Here is a 16145-nt window from a genome sequence, read left to right on the forward strand (position 1 = left end):
CTAACGAACCTCGACCACAGAGCCCTGCAACCGCTGCAAGGCTTCACTCACCGGTTGCGGCAGCAATTGGCGCAGGCAGTTGTAGTGGCCGAAACGGCAAGTGCGATCAAAACACGGGCTGCAATCCAGGCCCAGGCGCACCACTTCGACCTTGTCGGCCAACGGCGGGGTGAAGCCTGGCGAGGTGGAGCCGTACACCGCCACCAGCGGGCGGTTCAACGCGGCAGCCACGTGCATCAGGCCGGAGTCGTTGGACACCACGGCTTCGGCGCAGGACAGCAAGTCGATGGCCTCGGCCAGCGACGTGTCGCCACTCAGGTTCACCGCCTCTTCACGCAGGCCGGGGATCAGGCGCTGGCGAATATCTTCGCCCACCGCGTGATCATTCTTCGAACCGAACAGCCACACCTGCCAGCCTTCGCGGATCTTCATCTCGGCGACCTTGGCGTAATGCTCCGACGGCCAGCGCTTGGACTCGCCAAACTCGGCGCCAGGGCACAGCGCCAACACCGGGCGATCGAGCTGCAGGCCGAACTTGGTCAGGGCCGCATCGCGGGTCACCGGGTCGATCTGCAGGCTTGGGCGCGGGTACGGCGTGGGCAATTGGGCACCGGGCTCGTAGGCCAGGGCCATGAAGCGTTCGATCATCAGCGGGTAGCGCGCCTTGTCGAGGGTGCGCACGTCGTTGAGCAACACATAGCGAAACTCGCCGCGCCAGCCGGTGCGTTTGGGGATGCCGGCAAAGTACGGCACCAGCGCCGACTTGAGCGAGTTGGGCAGCAGGATGGCCTGGTCGTACTGGCCCACCAGGGACTTGCCGATACGCCGACGGGTCGCCAGTTCGAGGGCGCCATGGCCAAGCGGAAAGCTCAAGGCCGCACGCACTTCGGGCATGCGCTCAAGAATCGGCCGGCTCCACTCGGGGGCGAGCACGTCGATTTGGCAGTCGGGATGACGCTGCTTGAGGCACTGGAACAGTGTCTGCGCCATCACCATGTCACCGACCCAACTGGGCCCAACGATCAGAATATTCATGTAGTTTCCACAAACGATGCGGGGAGGCTTATGCCTCCCCGCCTCGAAAATTACTGTAGGTCACGGTTGGCCCGGTTACAGCTTTGTGTGGGAGCGGGCTTGCTCGCGAAAGCGGTCTATCAGCCAGCACATCGAGTGACTGACATACTGCATTCGCGAGCAAGCCCGCTCCCACATTTAATCGGGGTTCAGCTTAAACCCAGTTCATTCCAGATTCGCATCACCTGCCGCCGTTCGTCGGCGAACTGATCCCCGGCTACCGTCCCGGCCTCGTTTTGCAGGGCCTGGCGGTGCGCGGCGGAACGGTAGGCCTTGTACACCTCGCGCAGCAGATGGGCATCGGCGGCGGGCATCAACCCCACCTGCTCCAGCCCCTCCAGAATGCGGATATTGTCGGTGTAGCGCAGCAACGATGGATGTTGCGCAGACCACGCCAAAGCCGCGTATTGCACCATAAATTCAATATCGACGATACCTCCGGCGTCCTGCTTGAGGTCGAACGCCGCCGTGGCTTCGAAGGCATTGGCGCCGGTACCGGCCGCCGTGCCCTTGGTACCCAGGTTGTCACGCATCTTGGCGCGCATCTCGCTGACCTCCTGGCGCAGCTTCGCCAAATCGCGCTCACGCCCCAACACTTTAGCCCGTACCTGCTCGAATGCCTGGCCCACGTCCTGGCTGCCCACCAGCACCCGTGCGCGGATCAGGGCCTGATGTTCCCAGGTCCAGGCTTCATTTTGTTGATAGCGGTCAAATGCACCCAATGAACTGACCAACAGCCCGGACGCGCCGGACGGTCGCAGGCGCATGTCCACTTCGTACAGTTGGCCGGAGTTGGTCTGGGTGGTCAGCAGGTGAATGATCCGCTGCCCCAGGCGTGTGAAAAACTGCGCGCCGTCGATCGGCTTGGCACCGTCGGTCTCGGCCTGCGGGTCGCCGTCGTGGATAAACACCAGGTCCAGGTCCGAACCATGCCCCAGTTCGATGCCGCCGACTTTGCCATAACCGACAATGATGAACCCAGGATCGCACAGGGTGCCGTCGACCCGTTGCGGCGAGCCGTGGCGTGCCACCGTCTGGCGCCAGGCCAGGGCCAATACTTGTTCGAGGATGGCTTCGGCGAGCCAGGTCAGGTAGTCGCTGACTTTCATCAATGGCAGGCTGCCGGCGATTTCCGACGCGGCTACGCGCAGGCGGTGGGCCAGTTTGAAGTGGCGCAGAGCTTCCATCTGCTGCTCAAGGTCATCCTCTGGGATCCGCGTCAGGCGCTCGCGCAGCTCGGCGGCGAGTTCCGGCGCCAACGGCGGCTTGAACAGGCGGCCCTCGTTGAGCAATTCGTCAAGCAACAGCGGGAAGCGGGTGATCTGTTCGGCGATCCACGGGCTGGCGGCGCACAGCGTCAGCAGGCGGCGCAGGGCATCGGGGTTCTCGGTCAGCAGCACCAGATAAGCCGAGCGGCGGGCGACGGCCTCCACCAGCGGCAATACGCGCTCCAGCACCAGGTCCGGATTGGCATGCTCGACGGCCTGGGCCAGCAGACGCGGGATAAACGCGTCGAGCCGCTCACGACCGAGGCGCTGCATGGCGCGCAATTGCGGGCTGCTGCGCAGGCCAGCCAGGGCTTTGAGCGCCTTGGGTGCATCGCTGAAGCCGCCCTCGTCGAGCTGGCGGCAGGCAGCGTCTTCGTCCTGGGATTCTTCCCACAGCGGTAACCACTCGCCGCCGACAACCAACTCGCTTTCTTCGCCCTCTTCTTCGTCAGGGTCGGCAATCACTTGACGGAAGTGCCAGTCCACCCGGCCACGCCAGTACATCAAGCGCTCATGGAACGCGGCCCAGTCGGCAAAGCCCAGCATAAAGGCAATGCGCGCCTGGTCTTCGGGGCTGTCCGGGAGCATTTGCGTCTGACGGTCGGCAATTGCCTGGATGGCGTGCTCGGTGTAACGCAAAAATTCATAGCCATTGCGCAATTCGGCGATCACCGCCGGAGGCAGGTAGCCCTGCCCTTCCAAGGTGCCGAGCACCTTGAGCAACGGCCGTTGTTGCAGGCTGAGGTCGCGCCCGCCATGGATCAGCTGGAACGCCTGGGCGATAAATTCCACCTCACGAATGCCGCCCGAACCCAGCTTGATGTTTTCGGCCATGCCCTTGCGCCGCACCTCCTGCTGGATCAGCTGCTTCATGGTGCGCAGCGCCTCGATGGCCGAGAAGTCCAGGTAGCGGCGATACACAAAGGGCCGCAGCATATCCAGCAGTTGCGCACCGGCCACCTGGTCGCCCGCGACCACACGGGCCTTGATCATCGCGTAGCGTTCCCAGTCGCGGCCCTGGTCCTGGTAGTACTGCTCCAGCGCGTTGAAGCTGAGCACCAGCGCGCCGGCCGAGCCATAAGGGCGCAGACGCATGTCGACCCGGAATACAAAACCGTCGACGGTCATCGGGTCGAGGGCCTTGATCAATTTTTGACCAAGTCGAATAAAAAATTCCTGGTTATCCAGCGAGCGCTTCACGCCCACCGTCTCGCCACCTTCGGGGTAGGCGAAGATCAGGTCGATATCCGACGACAGGTTCAGCTCCACGGCGCCGAGCTTGCCCATGCCGAGGATCACCATCTGCTGCGGCTCACCGCTGCGCCGCCCGGTGGGGGTGCCGAACTGGCTGCAGTGGCGCTGGTACAGCCATTGGTAGGCTTGGTCGATGCTGGCGTCGGCCATGTCGGAGAGGTCACGACAGGTTTGCACCAGGTCGGCCTGGCGGGTCAGGTCGCGCCAGATGATGCGCACTTGCTGGCGCGTGCGCTGGCGACGCAGCACCCGGCCCAGCTCCTCTTCTGTTTCGGCCTGTTGCACGGCGCCGGCGATCTGGCTGCACAGCTCACCGGGCGCAAAGCCGCGGTCCAGCTCGCACCAGGCCACTAGCTCAAGCAACATCAAAGGGTCACGAACACTCTGTTCAATGACGAAATCACTGGCGGCGCACACACGTGCGAAGTCGGCCCACCGTTGCGGCGTCCACTCAGAAAGGCCATGATCGTCGTCCAGCGCGGCCACTGCGTCACGAAATGACTGCTCGGCCCGGCTGGCGTAAGGCAAGAGAATGGCGGGCAATTCGGCCAGCGTGGGAAGGCTCATGGTCTATCCTTGATCGGCGCGTAAATGGCCTGTTGCTGTGAACGCAAGAACCACGCTCGGTGAAGGACTGTCGAACAAAGGTTATAAATAGCTGAAAATAATTTAATTTTGGCAGGCAACATCAAACTTTCACCTTTTCTTGTTCGAAAATGATCAACAATAACGATTATGCTCACCAGCCAGACCGAGCAATCCGCTCGGTCTTGTGTAGTTTTACTACTCGTATATACATTCGAAAGGCTGAAATGGCCGACGATTTGTAGTAAAACTACAGGACGCCGAAGCAACCTTCGGCCATCCAAGAATTTATGTCGTCTGCCCACAAGGCCAGTCGCAAACTTCAGGCAACCGATTCTGGTAGCCTTTCCGCCCTGGAGCAAGCCATGCAAGACCTCGATCCCGTCGAAACCCAGGAATGGCTGGACGCCCTGGAATCGGTTCTCGACAAAGAAGGCGAAGACCGTGCTCACTACCTGATGACCCGTATGGGCGAACTCGCGACCCGCAGCGGCTCGCAACTGCCCTACGCCATCACCACGCCATACCGCAACACCATCCCTGTTACCCACGAAGCACGCATGCCTGGCGACCTGTTCATGGAACGCCGCATTCGCTCGCTGGTACGTTGGAACGCCATGGCGATGGTAATGCGCACGAACTTGAAAGATTCTGACCTGGGCGGTCACATCTCCAGCTTCGCTTCCAGCGCAACCCTGTATGACATCGGCTTCAACTACTTCTTCCAGGCCCCGACCGACGAACACGGCGGCGACCTGATCTACTTCCAGGGCCACACCTCGCCAGGCGTCTACGCCCGTGCGTTCATGGAAGGCCGCATCACCGAAGAACACATGAACAACTTCCGCCAGGAAGTGGACGGTAACGGCCTGTCGTCGTACCCGCACCCTTGGCTGATGCCTGATTTCTGGCAGTTCCCGACTGTATCCATGGGCCTGGGCCCGATCCAGGCGATCTACCAGGCACGCTTCATGAAGTACCTGGAAGCGCGTGGCTTCATCCCTGAAGGCAAGCAGAAAGTCTGGTGCTTCCTGGGCGACGGCGAGTGCGACGAGCCGGAATCCCTGGGCGCCATCTCCCTGGCCGGCCGCGAGAAGCTGGACAACCTGATCTTCGTCATCAACTGCAACCTGCAGCGCCTCGACGGCCCGGTTCGCGGCAACGGCAAGATCATCCAGGAACTCGAAGGCGTGTTCCGCGGTGCTCAGTGGAACGTGACCAAAGTCATCTGGGGCCGTTTCTGGGACCCACTGCTGGCCAAAGACGTCGACGGCATCCTGCAACGTCGCATGGACGAAGTCATCGACGGCGAGTACCAGAACTACAAAGCCAAAGACGGCGCGTTCGTGCGTGAACACTTCTTCAACACGCCGGAACTCAAGGCGATGGTTGCAGACCTGTCCGACGACGAGATCTGGAAACTCAACCGTGGTGGCCACGACCCGTACAAGGTCTACGCGGCGTACCACGAAGCGGTCAACCACAAAGAACAACCGACCGTCATCCTGGCCAAGACCATCAAGGGTTATGGCACCGGTGCCGGCGAAGCGAAAAACACCGCGCACAACACCAAGAAGGTTGATGTTGAAAGCCTGAAGTTGTTCCGCGACCGCTTCGACATTCCCGTCAAAGACGAAGAGCTGGAAAACCTGCCGTTCTTCAAGCCGGAGCCAAACAGCGCCGAAGCCCGCTACCTCAGCGAGCGTCGCACTGCCCTGGGCGGTTTCGTGCCGCAGCGCCGCGCCAAGTCCTTCAACATCCCTACACCGCCACTCGATACCCTCAAGGCTATCCTGGACGGCTCGGGCGACCGTGAAATCTCCACCACCATGGCCTTCGTGCGGATCCTCGCGCAGCTGGTCAAGGACAAGGAAATCGGTTCGCGCATCGTGCCGATCATCCCGGACGAAGCCCGTACCTTCGGTATGGAAGGCATGTTCCGTCAGTTGGGCATCTACTCCTCCGTCGGCCAGCTCTACGAGCCAGTCGATAAAGACCAGGTGATGTTCTACAAGGAGGACAAGAAGGGCCAGATCCTCGAAGAAGGCATCAACGAAGCGGGCGCCATGAGGCTCCTTCATCGCTGCCGGTACTTCGTACTCCAGCCACAACCAGCCGATGCTGCCGTTCTACATCTTCTACTCGATGTTCGGCTTCCAGCGTATCGGCGACCTGGCGTGGGCAGCAGGCGACAGCCGTACCCGTGGTTTCCTGATCGGCGGCACCGCCGGCCGTACCACGCTGAACGGCGAAGGCCTGCAACACGAAGACGGTCACAGCCACATCCTGGCTGCCACCATCCCGAACTGCCGCACCTTTGATCCAACCTACGGCTATGAGCTGGCGGTGATCATCCAGGACGGCATGAAGAAGATGACCGAAGAGCAGCAGGACGTTTTCTACTACATCACCGTGATGAACGAGTCCTACCAGCAGCCAGCCATGCCGGCCGGTGTAGAGGAAGGCATCATCAAGGGCATGTACCTGCTCGAAGAAGACACCAAGGAAGCGGCGCACCACGTGCAGCTGATGGGCTCCGGCACCATCCTGCGTGAAGTGCGTGAAGCGGCGAAGATCCTGCGTGACGAGTTCAACGTCGGCGCTGACGTATGGAGCGTTACCAGCTTCAACGAACTGCGTCGCGACGGCCTGGCAGTCGAGCGCAACAACCGCCTGCACCCAGGTCAGAAACCTGCGAAGAGCTACGTCGAAGAGTGCCTGGCCGGCCGCAAAGGTCCAGTCATTGCCTCTACCGACTACATGAAGCTGTTTGCTGAACAAATTCGCCAGTGGGTCCCGTCCAAGGAATTCAAAGTCCTGGGCACCGACGGTTTCGGCCGCAGTGACAGCCGCAAGAAGCTGCGTCACTTCTTCGAAGTCGACCGTCACTTCGTGGTGTTGGCAGCCCTGGAAGCCTTGGCTGACCGTGGTGAGATCGAACCCAAGGTGGTGGCTGACGCTATCGTCAAGTTCGGGATCAACCCGGAAAAACGCAACCCACTGGACTGCTGAGGAGATTTTTTGTGAGCGAACTCATTCGCGTACCTGACATCGGCAGCGGTGAAGGTGAAGTAATCGAGCTGTTTGTGAAGGTCGGCGACACCGTCGAAGCCGACCAGAGCATCCTGACCCTGGAATCGGACAAGGCGAGCATGGAAATCCCTGCTCCCAAAGCCGGCGTGGTCAAGAGCCTGAAAGTGAAGCTGGGCGACCGCCTGAAAGAAGGCGACGAACTGCTGGAACTGGAAATCGAAGGTGCCGCTGATGCGGCGCCAGCGGCGGCTCCTGCTGCCGCTGCTGCACTCGCACCTGCTGCTGAAAAGCCTGCTGCTGCCGAGGCCCCAGCGGCCCCGGCTGCTGCACCGGCCGCTGCCACTGTCCAGGACATTCATGTTCCGGACATCGGTTCGTCGGGCAAGGCCAAGATCATCGAGCTGCTGGTTAAAGTCGGCGACACCGTCGAAGCCGACCAGTCGCTGATCACCCTGGAGTCCGACAAGGCCTCCATGGAAATCCCTTCGCCGGCTGCCGGCGTGGTGGAAAGCATCGCGGTCAAGCTGGAAGACGAAGTCGGCACTGGCGACTTCATCCTCAAGCTGAAAGTGCAAGGCGCTGCGCCTGCCGCTGCCCCAGCACCGGCTGCTGCTCCAGCGGCCAAGGCTGAAGCGGCGCCTGCGGCTCCGGCCGCTGCCGCCCCCGCGCCTGCTGCCAAAGCCGAGGCCGTACCGGCCCCTGCTGCCGCACCTGCGCCGAGCGGTGCCAAGGTGCATGCAGGCCCAGCCGTGCGTCAGCTGGCCCGTGAGTTTGGCGTTGAGCTGAACGCTGTGTCGGCCACCGGCCCGCACGGCCGCGTGTTGAAGGAAGACGTGCAGGTTTACGTCAAAGCCATGATGCAGAAAGCCAAGGAAGCCCCGGCTGCCGGCACTGCAACCGGCGGTTCGGGCATTCCGCCGATCCCGGTCGTGGACTTCAGCCGCTTCGGCGAAACCGAAGAAGTGCCGATGACCCGCCTGATGCAAATCGGCGCGTCGAGCCTGCACCGCAGCTGGCTGAACATTCCGCACGTGACTCAGTTCGACCAGGCCGACATCACCGACCTGGAAGCTTTCCGCGTTGCGCAGAAAGCCGTGGCCGAGAAAGCCGGCGTGAAACTGACCGTGCTGCCGCTGCTGCTCAAGGCGTGTGCGCACCTGCTTAAGGAACTGCCGGACTTCAACAGTTCGCTGGCGCCAAGCGGCAAGGCGATCATTCGCAAGAAGTACGTGCACGTAGGCTTTGCCGTCGACACCCCGGATGGCCTGCTGGTACCGGTCATCAAGAACGTCGACCAGAAGAGCCTGCTGCAACTCGCTGCCGAAGCGGCTGCGCTGGCTGCCAAAGCCCGCGACAAGAAGCTCACCGCAGACGATATGCAAGGCGCTTGCTTCACCATCTCCAGCCTCGGTCACATTGGCGGCACTGGCTTCACGCCAATCGTCAACGCGCCGGAAGTGGCGATCCTGGGTGTGTCCAAGGCAACTATCCAGCCGGTTTGGGACGGTAAAGCGTTCCAGCCGAAGCTGATGCTGCCGCTGTCGTTGTCCTACGATCACCGTGTGATCAACGGCGCCGCCGCTGCACGTTTCACGCAGCGCCTGAGCCAACTGCTCAACGACATCCGCACCATCCTGTTGTAAGCCGCCGCGGCCTCCTCTTCACCGAGGGGGCCTGGCTGCAGCGATTTCCGAGCGCCACGCTCGTACCTCAACCCCGCCAATTGGCGGGGCTTTTTTTGCTTGTTTTCGGGCATAAAACTGGACACACAAAACAGGTTTGTACACCTTCCATCACCTCGACTGTAGAAATCCCTCTCACGGCCGATAACACCCTTATAGCACTTAGCCTTCATCCTCTCTTGTCAGCCCGCGCCGCATGATGCAACCTTGCCGCAGGCAACAGAAAAGAGGGCGTGAGCCCGGCGCCGTGCGCGTTATTTCAAGTGAGTCTCCCCCATGAAAAGCCAACCCGATGTCGCCCGTATGGCGGCCGAGGTAGTGACGCAGTTACCGGTGCCCTCGCGCCTCGGTATGCTGCGTTTCGAGCGGCTTAATGAGGCAAGCTGGGCCCTTCTCTACCTCGACCCCAACTGCGAGCGCCAATTCGGCCTGCCAGCGGTCGAGCTGTGTGCGCTGGTCGGCACACCCTACGCCAGCCTGATGGAACCCCAGGCCCGCTATCAGTTGCACGATGCGATTCAGCAACAACTGACCCAAAGTCCGCATTACCTGGTGCGCTACACCCTGCACACCAACGACGGGCCCCTGAGCCTGCTGGAAATGGGTGAAGCCTACAAACAACACAATCGCCACCTGCTGCGCGGCTACCTGATGGTGGTCGACGGCCTGTTCAGCGAAGTCCCCTCCCCGGCGCCCACAGCGGAACTGGAGAATCAGAACAGCCGCCTGCAGATCGCCCTGGAACTCAACCAGCGCGCCCAGCAGGAACAGTTGCAGCACCTGGAGCGAGTGCGCGCCCAGCAGGAACTGATCCTGCTGTTGGCCCGCCAGCGCTACACCACCAACAATTCGCTGCAGGAAGCCGCCGAGCTGATCACCCGCAGCGCCTGCGATATCTACCAGATCGATTGCGCCAGCATCTGGAACCTCGAAGGCCAGCGCCTGGTGCCGATCTCGGCCTACCACCGCGCAGGCCAACGGCACCACATGCCCGAACCGATCGACGCCAGCAGCTACCCCGACTACCTGGAAGCCCTGCACACCAGCCGCGCCATCGACGCCACCAATGCCATGCGCGATCCGCGCACCCGGGAAATGGCCGAGAACCTGCGCGCCAAGGACGTTTACGCGATGCTCGACGCAAGCATCCGCGTGGATGGCCAGGTGATCGGCGTATTGTGCCTGGAACAGGGCGGCAGCCCGCGTGCCTGGCAGGCTGATGAGATCGCTTTCGCCGGTGAGTTGGCCGACCAGTTCGCACAGGTCATCAACAACCACAATCGCCGTACCGCCACCAGCGCCCTGCACCTGTTTCAGCGCGCCGTGGAGCAGAGCGCCAACGCCTTTTTGCTGGTCAACTGCGACGGCGTGGTGGAGTACGTCAACCCGAGCTTCACCGCGATCACCCAGTACAGCGCCGAAGAAGTCCACGGCCACCGCCTGGCGCAGCTGCCGGCCCTGGAAAACCTCAGTGAGCTGCTGTTCGACGCGCCATCGAGTTTGGCCAAGAGCAACAGCTGGCAGGGCGAGTTCAAGAGCCGGCGCAAGAACCTGGAACCCTACTGGGGCCAGCTGTCGATTTCCAAGGTGTACGGCGATAACCGAGAGCTGACGCACTACATCGGCATCTACGAAGACATCACCCAGACCAAGCTCGCGCAGCAACGCATCGAGCGCCTGGCCTACACCGACAACCTGACTAACCTCGGCAACCGCCCGGCGTTCATCCGCAACCTCGACGAGCGTTTTGCCCGCGACAGCGACAGCCCGATCAGCCTGCTGCTGGTGGACATCGACAACTTCAAGCGGATCAACGACAGCCTCGGCCACCAGACCGGCGACAAGCTGCTGATCAGCCTGGCCCGTCGCCTGCGCAACAGCCTGAGTGCCAGTGGCAGCCTGGCGCGCTTTGCCAGTAACGAGTTTGCGGTGTTGCTCGACGATACTGACCTTGAAAGCGGCCAGCAGGTCGCCAGCCAACTGCTGGCGACCCTCGACAAGCCGATGTTCGTCGACAACCAATTGATCAGCGTCACCGGCTCCGTGGGCCTGGCCTGCGCGCCGCTGCATGGCCGCGACCCGCAGACCCTGATGCGCAACGCCGGTTTGGCGCTGCACAAGGCCAAGGCCAACGGCAAACACCAGGTGCAGGTGTTTACCGAAGCGCTGAACGCCGAGGCCAGCTACAAGCTGTTCGTGGAAAACAACCTGCGCCGCGCCCTGACCCAGAACGAGCTGGACGTGTTCTACCAGCCCAAGCTCTGCCTGCGCAGCGGCCGCTTGCTGGGCATGGAAGCGCTGTTGCGCTGGAACCATCCGGAAAAGGGCATGATCCGCCCTGACCAATTCATCAGCGTGGCCGAAGAGACCGGGCTGATCATCCCCATCGGCAAGTGGATCGCCCGTCAGGCGTGCCGCATGAGCAAGCAGCTCAGCGCTGCGGGCATGGGTAATTTGCAGGTGGCGATCAACCTGTCGCCCAAACAGTTCTCCGACCCGGACCTGGTGGCCTCGATCGCCACGATCCTCAAGGAAGAACAACTGCCGGCCAACCTGCTGGAGCTTGAGCTGACCGAAGGCTTGCTGCTCGAAGCCACCGAGGACACACGCCTGCAACTGGATCAACTGAAGAGCTTTGGCCTGACCCTGGCCATGGACGACTTCGGCACCGGTTACTCGTCGCTGAGTTACTTGAAAAAATTCCCCATCGACATCATCAAGATCGACCGCAGCTTTATCCATGAAATCCCGGACAACCAGGACGACATGGAAATCACCTCGGCGGTGATCGCCATGGCCCACAACCTCAAACTCAAAGTAGTGGCCGAGGGCGTCGAAACCTCCGAGCAACTGGCGTTCCTGCGCCGCCATCGTTGCGATGTGGGCCAGGGCTACCTGTTCGACCGGCCGATCCCCGGCGCAGAGCTGCTGAAGATGCTTAAACGCTATCCTCGCGGGCCTATCGCCTGACAGCGCTGTAACACTCGGGCACACTGGCGGTCTGAATTCTTACCCAACTCAATCTGACTGAGAGGACTGATCATGGTCTTGCGCTCGGAAATTCTGGTGAACAAAAACGTGCTGCCTACTCAAGAACAAGCTCTGCCTGGCCGTGAAACCCCGATGGCGCTGCCAGAGACGCATTTCGTCAACGGCAACCCGCTGCTGGGCCCGTTTCTGGATGACGTCGGCTTTGCAATCTTCGGCCTGGGTTGTTTCTGGGGCGCCGAGCGGCGGTTCTGGCAGCGCGACGGCGTGGTCAGCACCGTGGTCGGCTACGCCGGCGGTTACACACCGAACCCGACCTATGAAGAAGTCTGCTCCGGCCTGACCGGCCACAGCGAAGTGGTGCTGGTGGTGTATGACCAGGCCAAACTCAAGTATGAAGACCTGCTGAAGATGTTCTGGGAACTGCACAACCCGACCCAGGGCATGCGCCAGGGCAACGACATCGGCAGCCAGTACCGTTCGGTGATCTATGCGACCACGCCTGAGCAATTGGCGGCGGCGCAAGCCAGTGCCGAGGCGTATCAGGGTGAATTGACCAAAGCCGGCCTGGGCACGATCACCACGCAAATCGAAGAAGCGCCGACCGTGTACTTCGCCGAGACGTATCACCAGCAGTACCTGGCGAAGAATCCGCAGGGCTATTGCGGGATCGGCGGCACGGGCGTGACCTGCCCGATCTAAGGATCGGAGCGGCAAGTTTTAAGCTACAAGCTGTAAGTGCCGGGTTCTGCTTTTACTTGCAGCTTGCAGCTTGAAACTTATAGCTACTCAGCGATGAGCCAATCCATCTGCCACCCGCCCTGGGTTTGGCCAAGCTTCTTGGACAACCACGGCAGCAGCTCACGCAACTCCTCTTCCAGGCCCCACGGCGGGTTGGCAATCGCCAGGCCCGAGCCGGTCAAGGTGTTGGGCGTGTCCAGCGGATGCACCAGCAACTCCACGCGCAGCAGCTTCGGCGCGCCGGTGCCGGCCAGGTCCTGATAGAACCGGCGCAACATGCGTTGGTCTTTCACCGGGTACCAGATCGCCGCGACAGTCTGGCGCATGCGGCTGACGGCCTCCTTGAGGGACGCTGCGCAGCGCTGCATCTCATCGAGTTTCTCGAACGGCGGGTCGATCAGCATCAGCGCGCGCTTTTCCGGCACCGGCAACAAGGCTCGCGGCACATGCCAGCCTTCGCCCAAATGCACTTTGACCCGGCGATCACCCTTCATGTTGTCCTTGAGCAGCACGCCATCTTCGGGGTGCTTTTCATTAAGCAACACGCGGTCCTGGGGGCGCGTGAGGCGCCGCGCCAGCTCCGGCGAGCCCGGGTAGTAACGCAACTGGCCATCCGGGTTCATCTCGTGCAGCACACGCATGTAGTCGGCCGTCAGCGGCGGCAGGTCGCTTGCGCCCCACAGGCGGGCAATGCCTTCCAGGTATTCACCGGTGCGGTTGGCCTGATCGCCTTGCAGGTCATACAGACCGATACCGGCGTGGGTGTCGAGGTAGGCGAACGGCTGCTCCTTGCGCGACATCAGAGCGATGAGGCGGGTCAAAGTCAGGTGTTTGAAGACATCGGCGTGGTTGCCGGCGTGAAAGGCGTGACGATAATTCATGGTTGCTCCTGCGCAGGGGGCGAAGTTTACCTTTTACCGGCGCAAAGGTGCAGGGCCGCATGCCGGGCGGTGCTTATGTCGCAAAGGCAGGTAAACCGCGGAAAACAGTCTAATCCCCGTTGTGGGAGCGGGCTTGCCCGCGATGCAGGCGACGCGGTATTACCCGTACTGCGCGGTGATGCTATCGCAGGCAAGCCAGCTCCCACATTTGTCATCGGGGGCGCCCATGAAATCCAAGGAGGTCAATAACAATCATGAAAGACGCCACCATTGCACTGCACCACGGCTTCAAGTCGGACCCGACCACCAAGGCCGTAGCGGTACCGATCTACCAGAACGTCGCCTTCGAATTCGACAATGCCCAACACGGCGCCGACCTGTTCAACCTGGATGTGCCGGGCAATATCTACACGCGGATCATGAACCCCACCAACGATGTGCTGGAACAGCGCATCGCGGCGTTGGAAGGCGGTATCGCCGCCCTGGCCGTGTCAGCCGGCAGCGCGGCGATCCACTACGCGATCCAGACCCTGACCCGCGCCGGAGACAATATCGTCACCACGCCGCAACTCTACGGCGGCACTTACACCCTGTTCGCCCACTTGCTGCCGAGCTTCGGCGTCGATGTGCGCTTCGCCCGTAACGACTCCGCCGAAGCCATCGCCGAACTGATCGACGACAATACCAAGCTGGTCTACTGCGAAAGCATCGGCAACCCGGCGGGCAATATCATCGACATCGAAGCCCTGGCCGACGTCGCCCACGCTCGCGGCATACCCTTGATGGTGGACAACACCGTGGCCACCCCGATCCTGTGCAAGCCGATCCAGTTTGGCGCCGATATCGTGGTGCACTCGGTGACCAAATACGTCGGTGGCCATGGCAACTCCCTGGGTGGGGTCATCGTCGACAGCGGGACCTTTCCCTGGACGCAGTACCCGCAGAAATTTCCCGGGCTAAACCAGCCCGAACCGGCCTATCACGGCGTGATCTACACCGAAAAATTCGGCCCTGCCGCTTTTATCGCCCGTGCCCGCACCGTACCGCTGCGCAATACCGGCGCGGCGCTGGCACCGATGAATGCCTTCCTGCTCTTGCAAGGCCTGGAAACCCTGGCCCTGCGCATGGAGCGCCACACCGAAAATGCGCTGAAGATCGCGCAGTTCCTGCAAGGCCATGCCGAAGTTGAGTGGGTCAGCTACGCGGGCCTGCCGGACCACCCGCACCACGCCCTGGCGCAGAAATACATGCAGGGCAAACCATCGGCGATCCTGTCCTTCGGCTTGAAGGGCGGCTATGAAGCCGGCGTGCGCTTCTACGATGCCCTGCAAATCTTCAAGCGCCTGGTGAATATCGGCGATGCCAAGTCCCTGGCCTGCCACCCAGCGTCCACCACCCATCGGCAGATGAACGAACAGGAACAGGCCAAGGCCGGCGTCAAGCCGGAGATGATTCGCCTGTCGGTGGGCATCGAGGCGATTGAAGACTTGATCGAAGATTTGCAGCAGGCACTGGGCTCAACTCAACTCTGAGGCCAGGTAGGCGGCCAGCGCCTCATGGCGAATATCCGCACTGCGCGCAAAATACGCGACCTTGTGCTGCAAGGTCGTCGGCGTAAAGGCGGTGTAGAGGTCCGGGCGCTGCTCTTCGAGCCATTGCAGCAGGTTGCCGATCAGGGTTTGAGGCGATTGCTCAGCCAGTTGCTCCATTAACGCTGCCGGCACTCGCCACCAGGGGCTGGCTTTGGCCTCGGTCACCGGCGCCGGCACAACCGTCAGTGGCTGGCCGTTGATCAGATAGCGCTGGAACACCGGCAAGACCTTACCGGCCTCATCGCCTAAGCCCCGCAAGATGGGTAAAAACTGAGCGCCATCCCAGAAACGCAAGAACACGTCCTCCCCATCCGGCAGGTAGACCTTGGTCAAGCCTTGCAGGTGCGCAATCACGGTTTCCAACGGACTGGAGGACACTGCCAGCCAGCCCCAATCGGTTGAGGTAGTAGTGCCTACCCAGTCGAGAAAAGGACTGTCGGGTTCGATCACCGCGACGTAAGGCATTACCTCGGTCCATTCGGCGTAGGCTGTGCCTGCCCAGATGGGTTGTGGCGGTTTGCCGACTGCCAGTTTTCGCCAAGCATCGACTGGCTGTGTATCGCCGGCGTTACTGAGAATAACGAAGACATTCTCAGTCGGCTGAAGCGGGCAGTGGGTTAACCAAGTTTTTGGTAACAACTGATTCGGCATTAGATACATTCCAATCAAATCAAGACGCAGCAGTGATTCGCTTTTCAAAATAATTATCGCCACACACAATTACACTTTTAAAAACTCTCGCCTAATCTAAAACCAATCAACATCCTCCCACCCCGCAAGGTCTCCTATTACATACAAAATTAATATGCCAAGGGTGAAGACCACTGAACAGACACCTAGGCATCTCAAAATAACCTTGAGCGTCTTCGGAAATTCAGCGTAGTCTTCAGCATTAAGAAGCCCGTTTTTTATAGACTGTGCAGGAAAAGCGAAAGCAACGATCACACGTCTTATCGCCCACGATCTACTTATAGGGTCCCAGCCAATAGCTTCGCTTGCCTCTACAATTAGCCAACTACGCTTTAAATGCACTCGCATCTTTTCCAT

The 16145-nt window shown here is 61.1% G+C and carries 8 protein-coding genes and 1 pseudogene; 5 read left to right on the forward strand and 4 right to left on the reverse strand.

Translation table 11 applies throughout. From position 1 onward, the window contains the following. Both waaF and glnE read right to left on the reverse strand, forming a co-directional pair. A complete protein-coding gene (gene waaF, locus LRS56_24165; protein ID WDU61853.1) occupies positions 1-1035 on the reverse strand; it encodes a lipopolysaccharide heptosyltransferase II in 1035 nt (344 codons plus the stop codon). A gap of 188 nt (positions 1036-1223) precedes the next feature. After that, positions 1224-4163, reverse strand: coding sequence for a bifunctional [glutamate--ammonia ligase]-adenylyl-L-tyrosine phosphorylase/[glutamate--ammonia-ligase] adenylyltransferase (gene glnE, locus LRS56_24170; GenBank protein WDU61854.1), 2940 nt, complete (start codon positions 4161-4163; stop codon positions 1224-1226). A gap of 383 nt (positions 4164-4546) precedes the next feature. Between glnE and aceE the strand changes: the two are divergent. The 4 genes and pseudogenes from aceE to msrA all read left to right on the forward strand — a co-directional run bounded on the left by aceE (position 4547) and on the right by msrA (position 12586). Then, positions 4547-7193 (forward strand): annotated as a pseudogene (aceE, locus tag LRS56_24175) (pyruvate dehydrogenase (acetyl-transferring), homodimeric type). An 11-nt stretch (positions 7194-7204) separates the two neighbouring features. Continuing rightward, complete coding sequence (aceF, locus tag LRS56_24180) at positions 7205-8857, forward strand: dihydrolipoyllysine-residue acetyltransferase (GenBank protein WDU61855.1); 1653 nt, start codon at positions 7205-7207, stop codon at positions 8855-8857. 315 nt (positions 8858-9172) lie between these two features. Continuing rightward, the gene (locus LRS56_24185) at positions 9173-11866 is read left to right on the forward strand and encodes an EAL domain-containing protein (protein WDU61856.1); all 2694 of its coding nucleotides are present in this window, start codon (positions 9173-9175) and stop codon (positions 11864-11866) included. Between the two features lie 72 nt (positions 11867-11938). After that, the gene (msrA, locus tag LRS56_24190; protein ID WDU61857.1) at positions 11939-12586 is read left to right on the forward strand and encodes a peptide-methionine (S)-S-oxide reductase MsrA; all 648 of its coding nucleotides are present in this window, start codon (positions 11939-11941) and stop codon (positions 12584-12586) included. An 83-nt stretch (positions 12587-12669) separates the two neighbouring features. Here msrA and rlmJ read toward each other — a convergent pair whose 3' ends face one another. Continuing rightward, complete coding sequence (gene rlmJ, locus LRS56_24195) at positions 12670-13506, reverse strand: 23S rRNA (adenine(2030)-N(6))-methyltransferase RlmJ (GenBank protein ID WDU61858.1); 837 nt, start codon at positions 13504-13506, stop codon at positions 12670-12672. 254 nt (positions 13507-13760) lie between these two features. Between rlmJ and LRS56_24200 the strand changes: the two genes are divergently transcribed. Further along, positions 13761-15038 (forward strand): O-acetylhomoserine aminocarboxypropyltransferase/cysteine synthase, encoded by a 1278-nt coding sequence (locus LRS56_24200; protein ID WDU61859.1) that lies wholly within the window; start codon positions 13761-13763, stop codon positions 15036-15038. On the opposite strand, the gene LRS56_24205 is transcribed toward LRS56_24200, so the two are convergent. After that, positions 15024-15749 (reverse strand): DUF4123 domain-containing protein, encoded by a 726-nt coding sequence (locus LRS56_24205; protein ID WDU65807.1) that lies wholly within the window; start codon positions 15747-15749, stop codon positions 15024-15026. The two genes, LRS56_24200 and LRS56_24205, sit on opposite strands and share 15 nt — an antisense overlap. Positions 15750-16145 lie beyond the last annotated feature (396 nt).

It is taken from the genome of Pseudomonas poae, assembly GCA_028869255.1.
Taxonomy (GTDB): domain Bacteria; phylum Pseudomonadota; class Gammaproteobacteria; order Pseudomonadales; family Pseudomonadaceae; genus Aquipseudomonas; species Aquipseudomonas poae_C.

Excerpts from the sequence above, each read along its gene's own strand:
- rlmJ (WDU61858.1), bottom strand. The coding sequence starts at position 13,506 with ATGAATTATCGTCACGCCTTTCACGCCGGCAACCACGCCGATGTCTTC.
- waaF (WDU61853.1), bottom strand. The coding sequence starts at position 1,035 with ATGAATATTCTGATCGTTGGGCCCAGTTGGGTCGGTGACATGGTGATG.
- LRS56_24185 (WDU61856.1), top strand. The coding sequence starts at position 9,173 with ATGAAAAGCCAACCCGATGTCGCCCGTATGGCGGCCGAGGTAGTGACG.
- LRS56_24205 (WDU65807.1), bottom strand. The coding sequence starts at position 15,749 with ATGCCGAATCAGTTGTTACCAAAAACTTGGTTAACCCACTGCCCGCTT.
- LRS56_24200 (WDU61859.1), top strand. The coding sequence starts at position 13,761 with ATGAAAGACGCCACCATTGCACTGCACCACGGCTTCAAGTCGGACCCG.
- msrA (WDU61857.1), top strand. The coding sequence starts at position 11,939 with ATGGTCTTGCGCTCGGAAATTCTGGTGAACAAAAACGTGCTGCCTACT.
- glnE (WDU61854.1), bottom strand. The coding sequence starts at position 4,163 with ATGAGCCTTCCCACGCTGGCCGAATTGCCCGCCATTCTCTTGCCTTAC.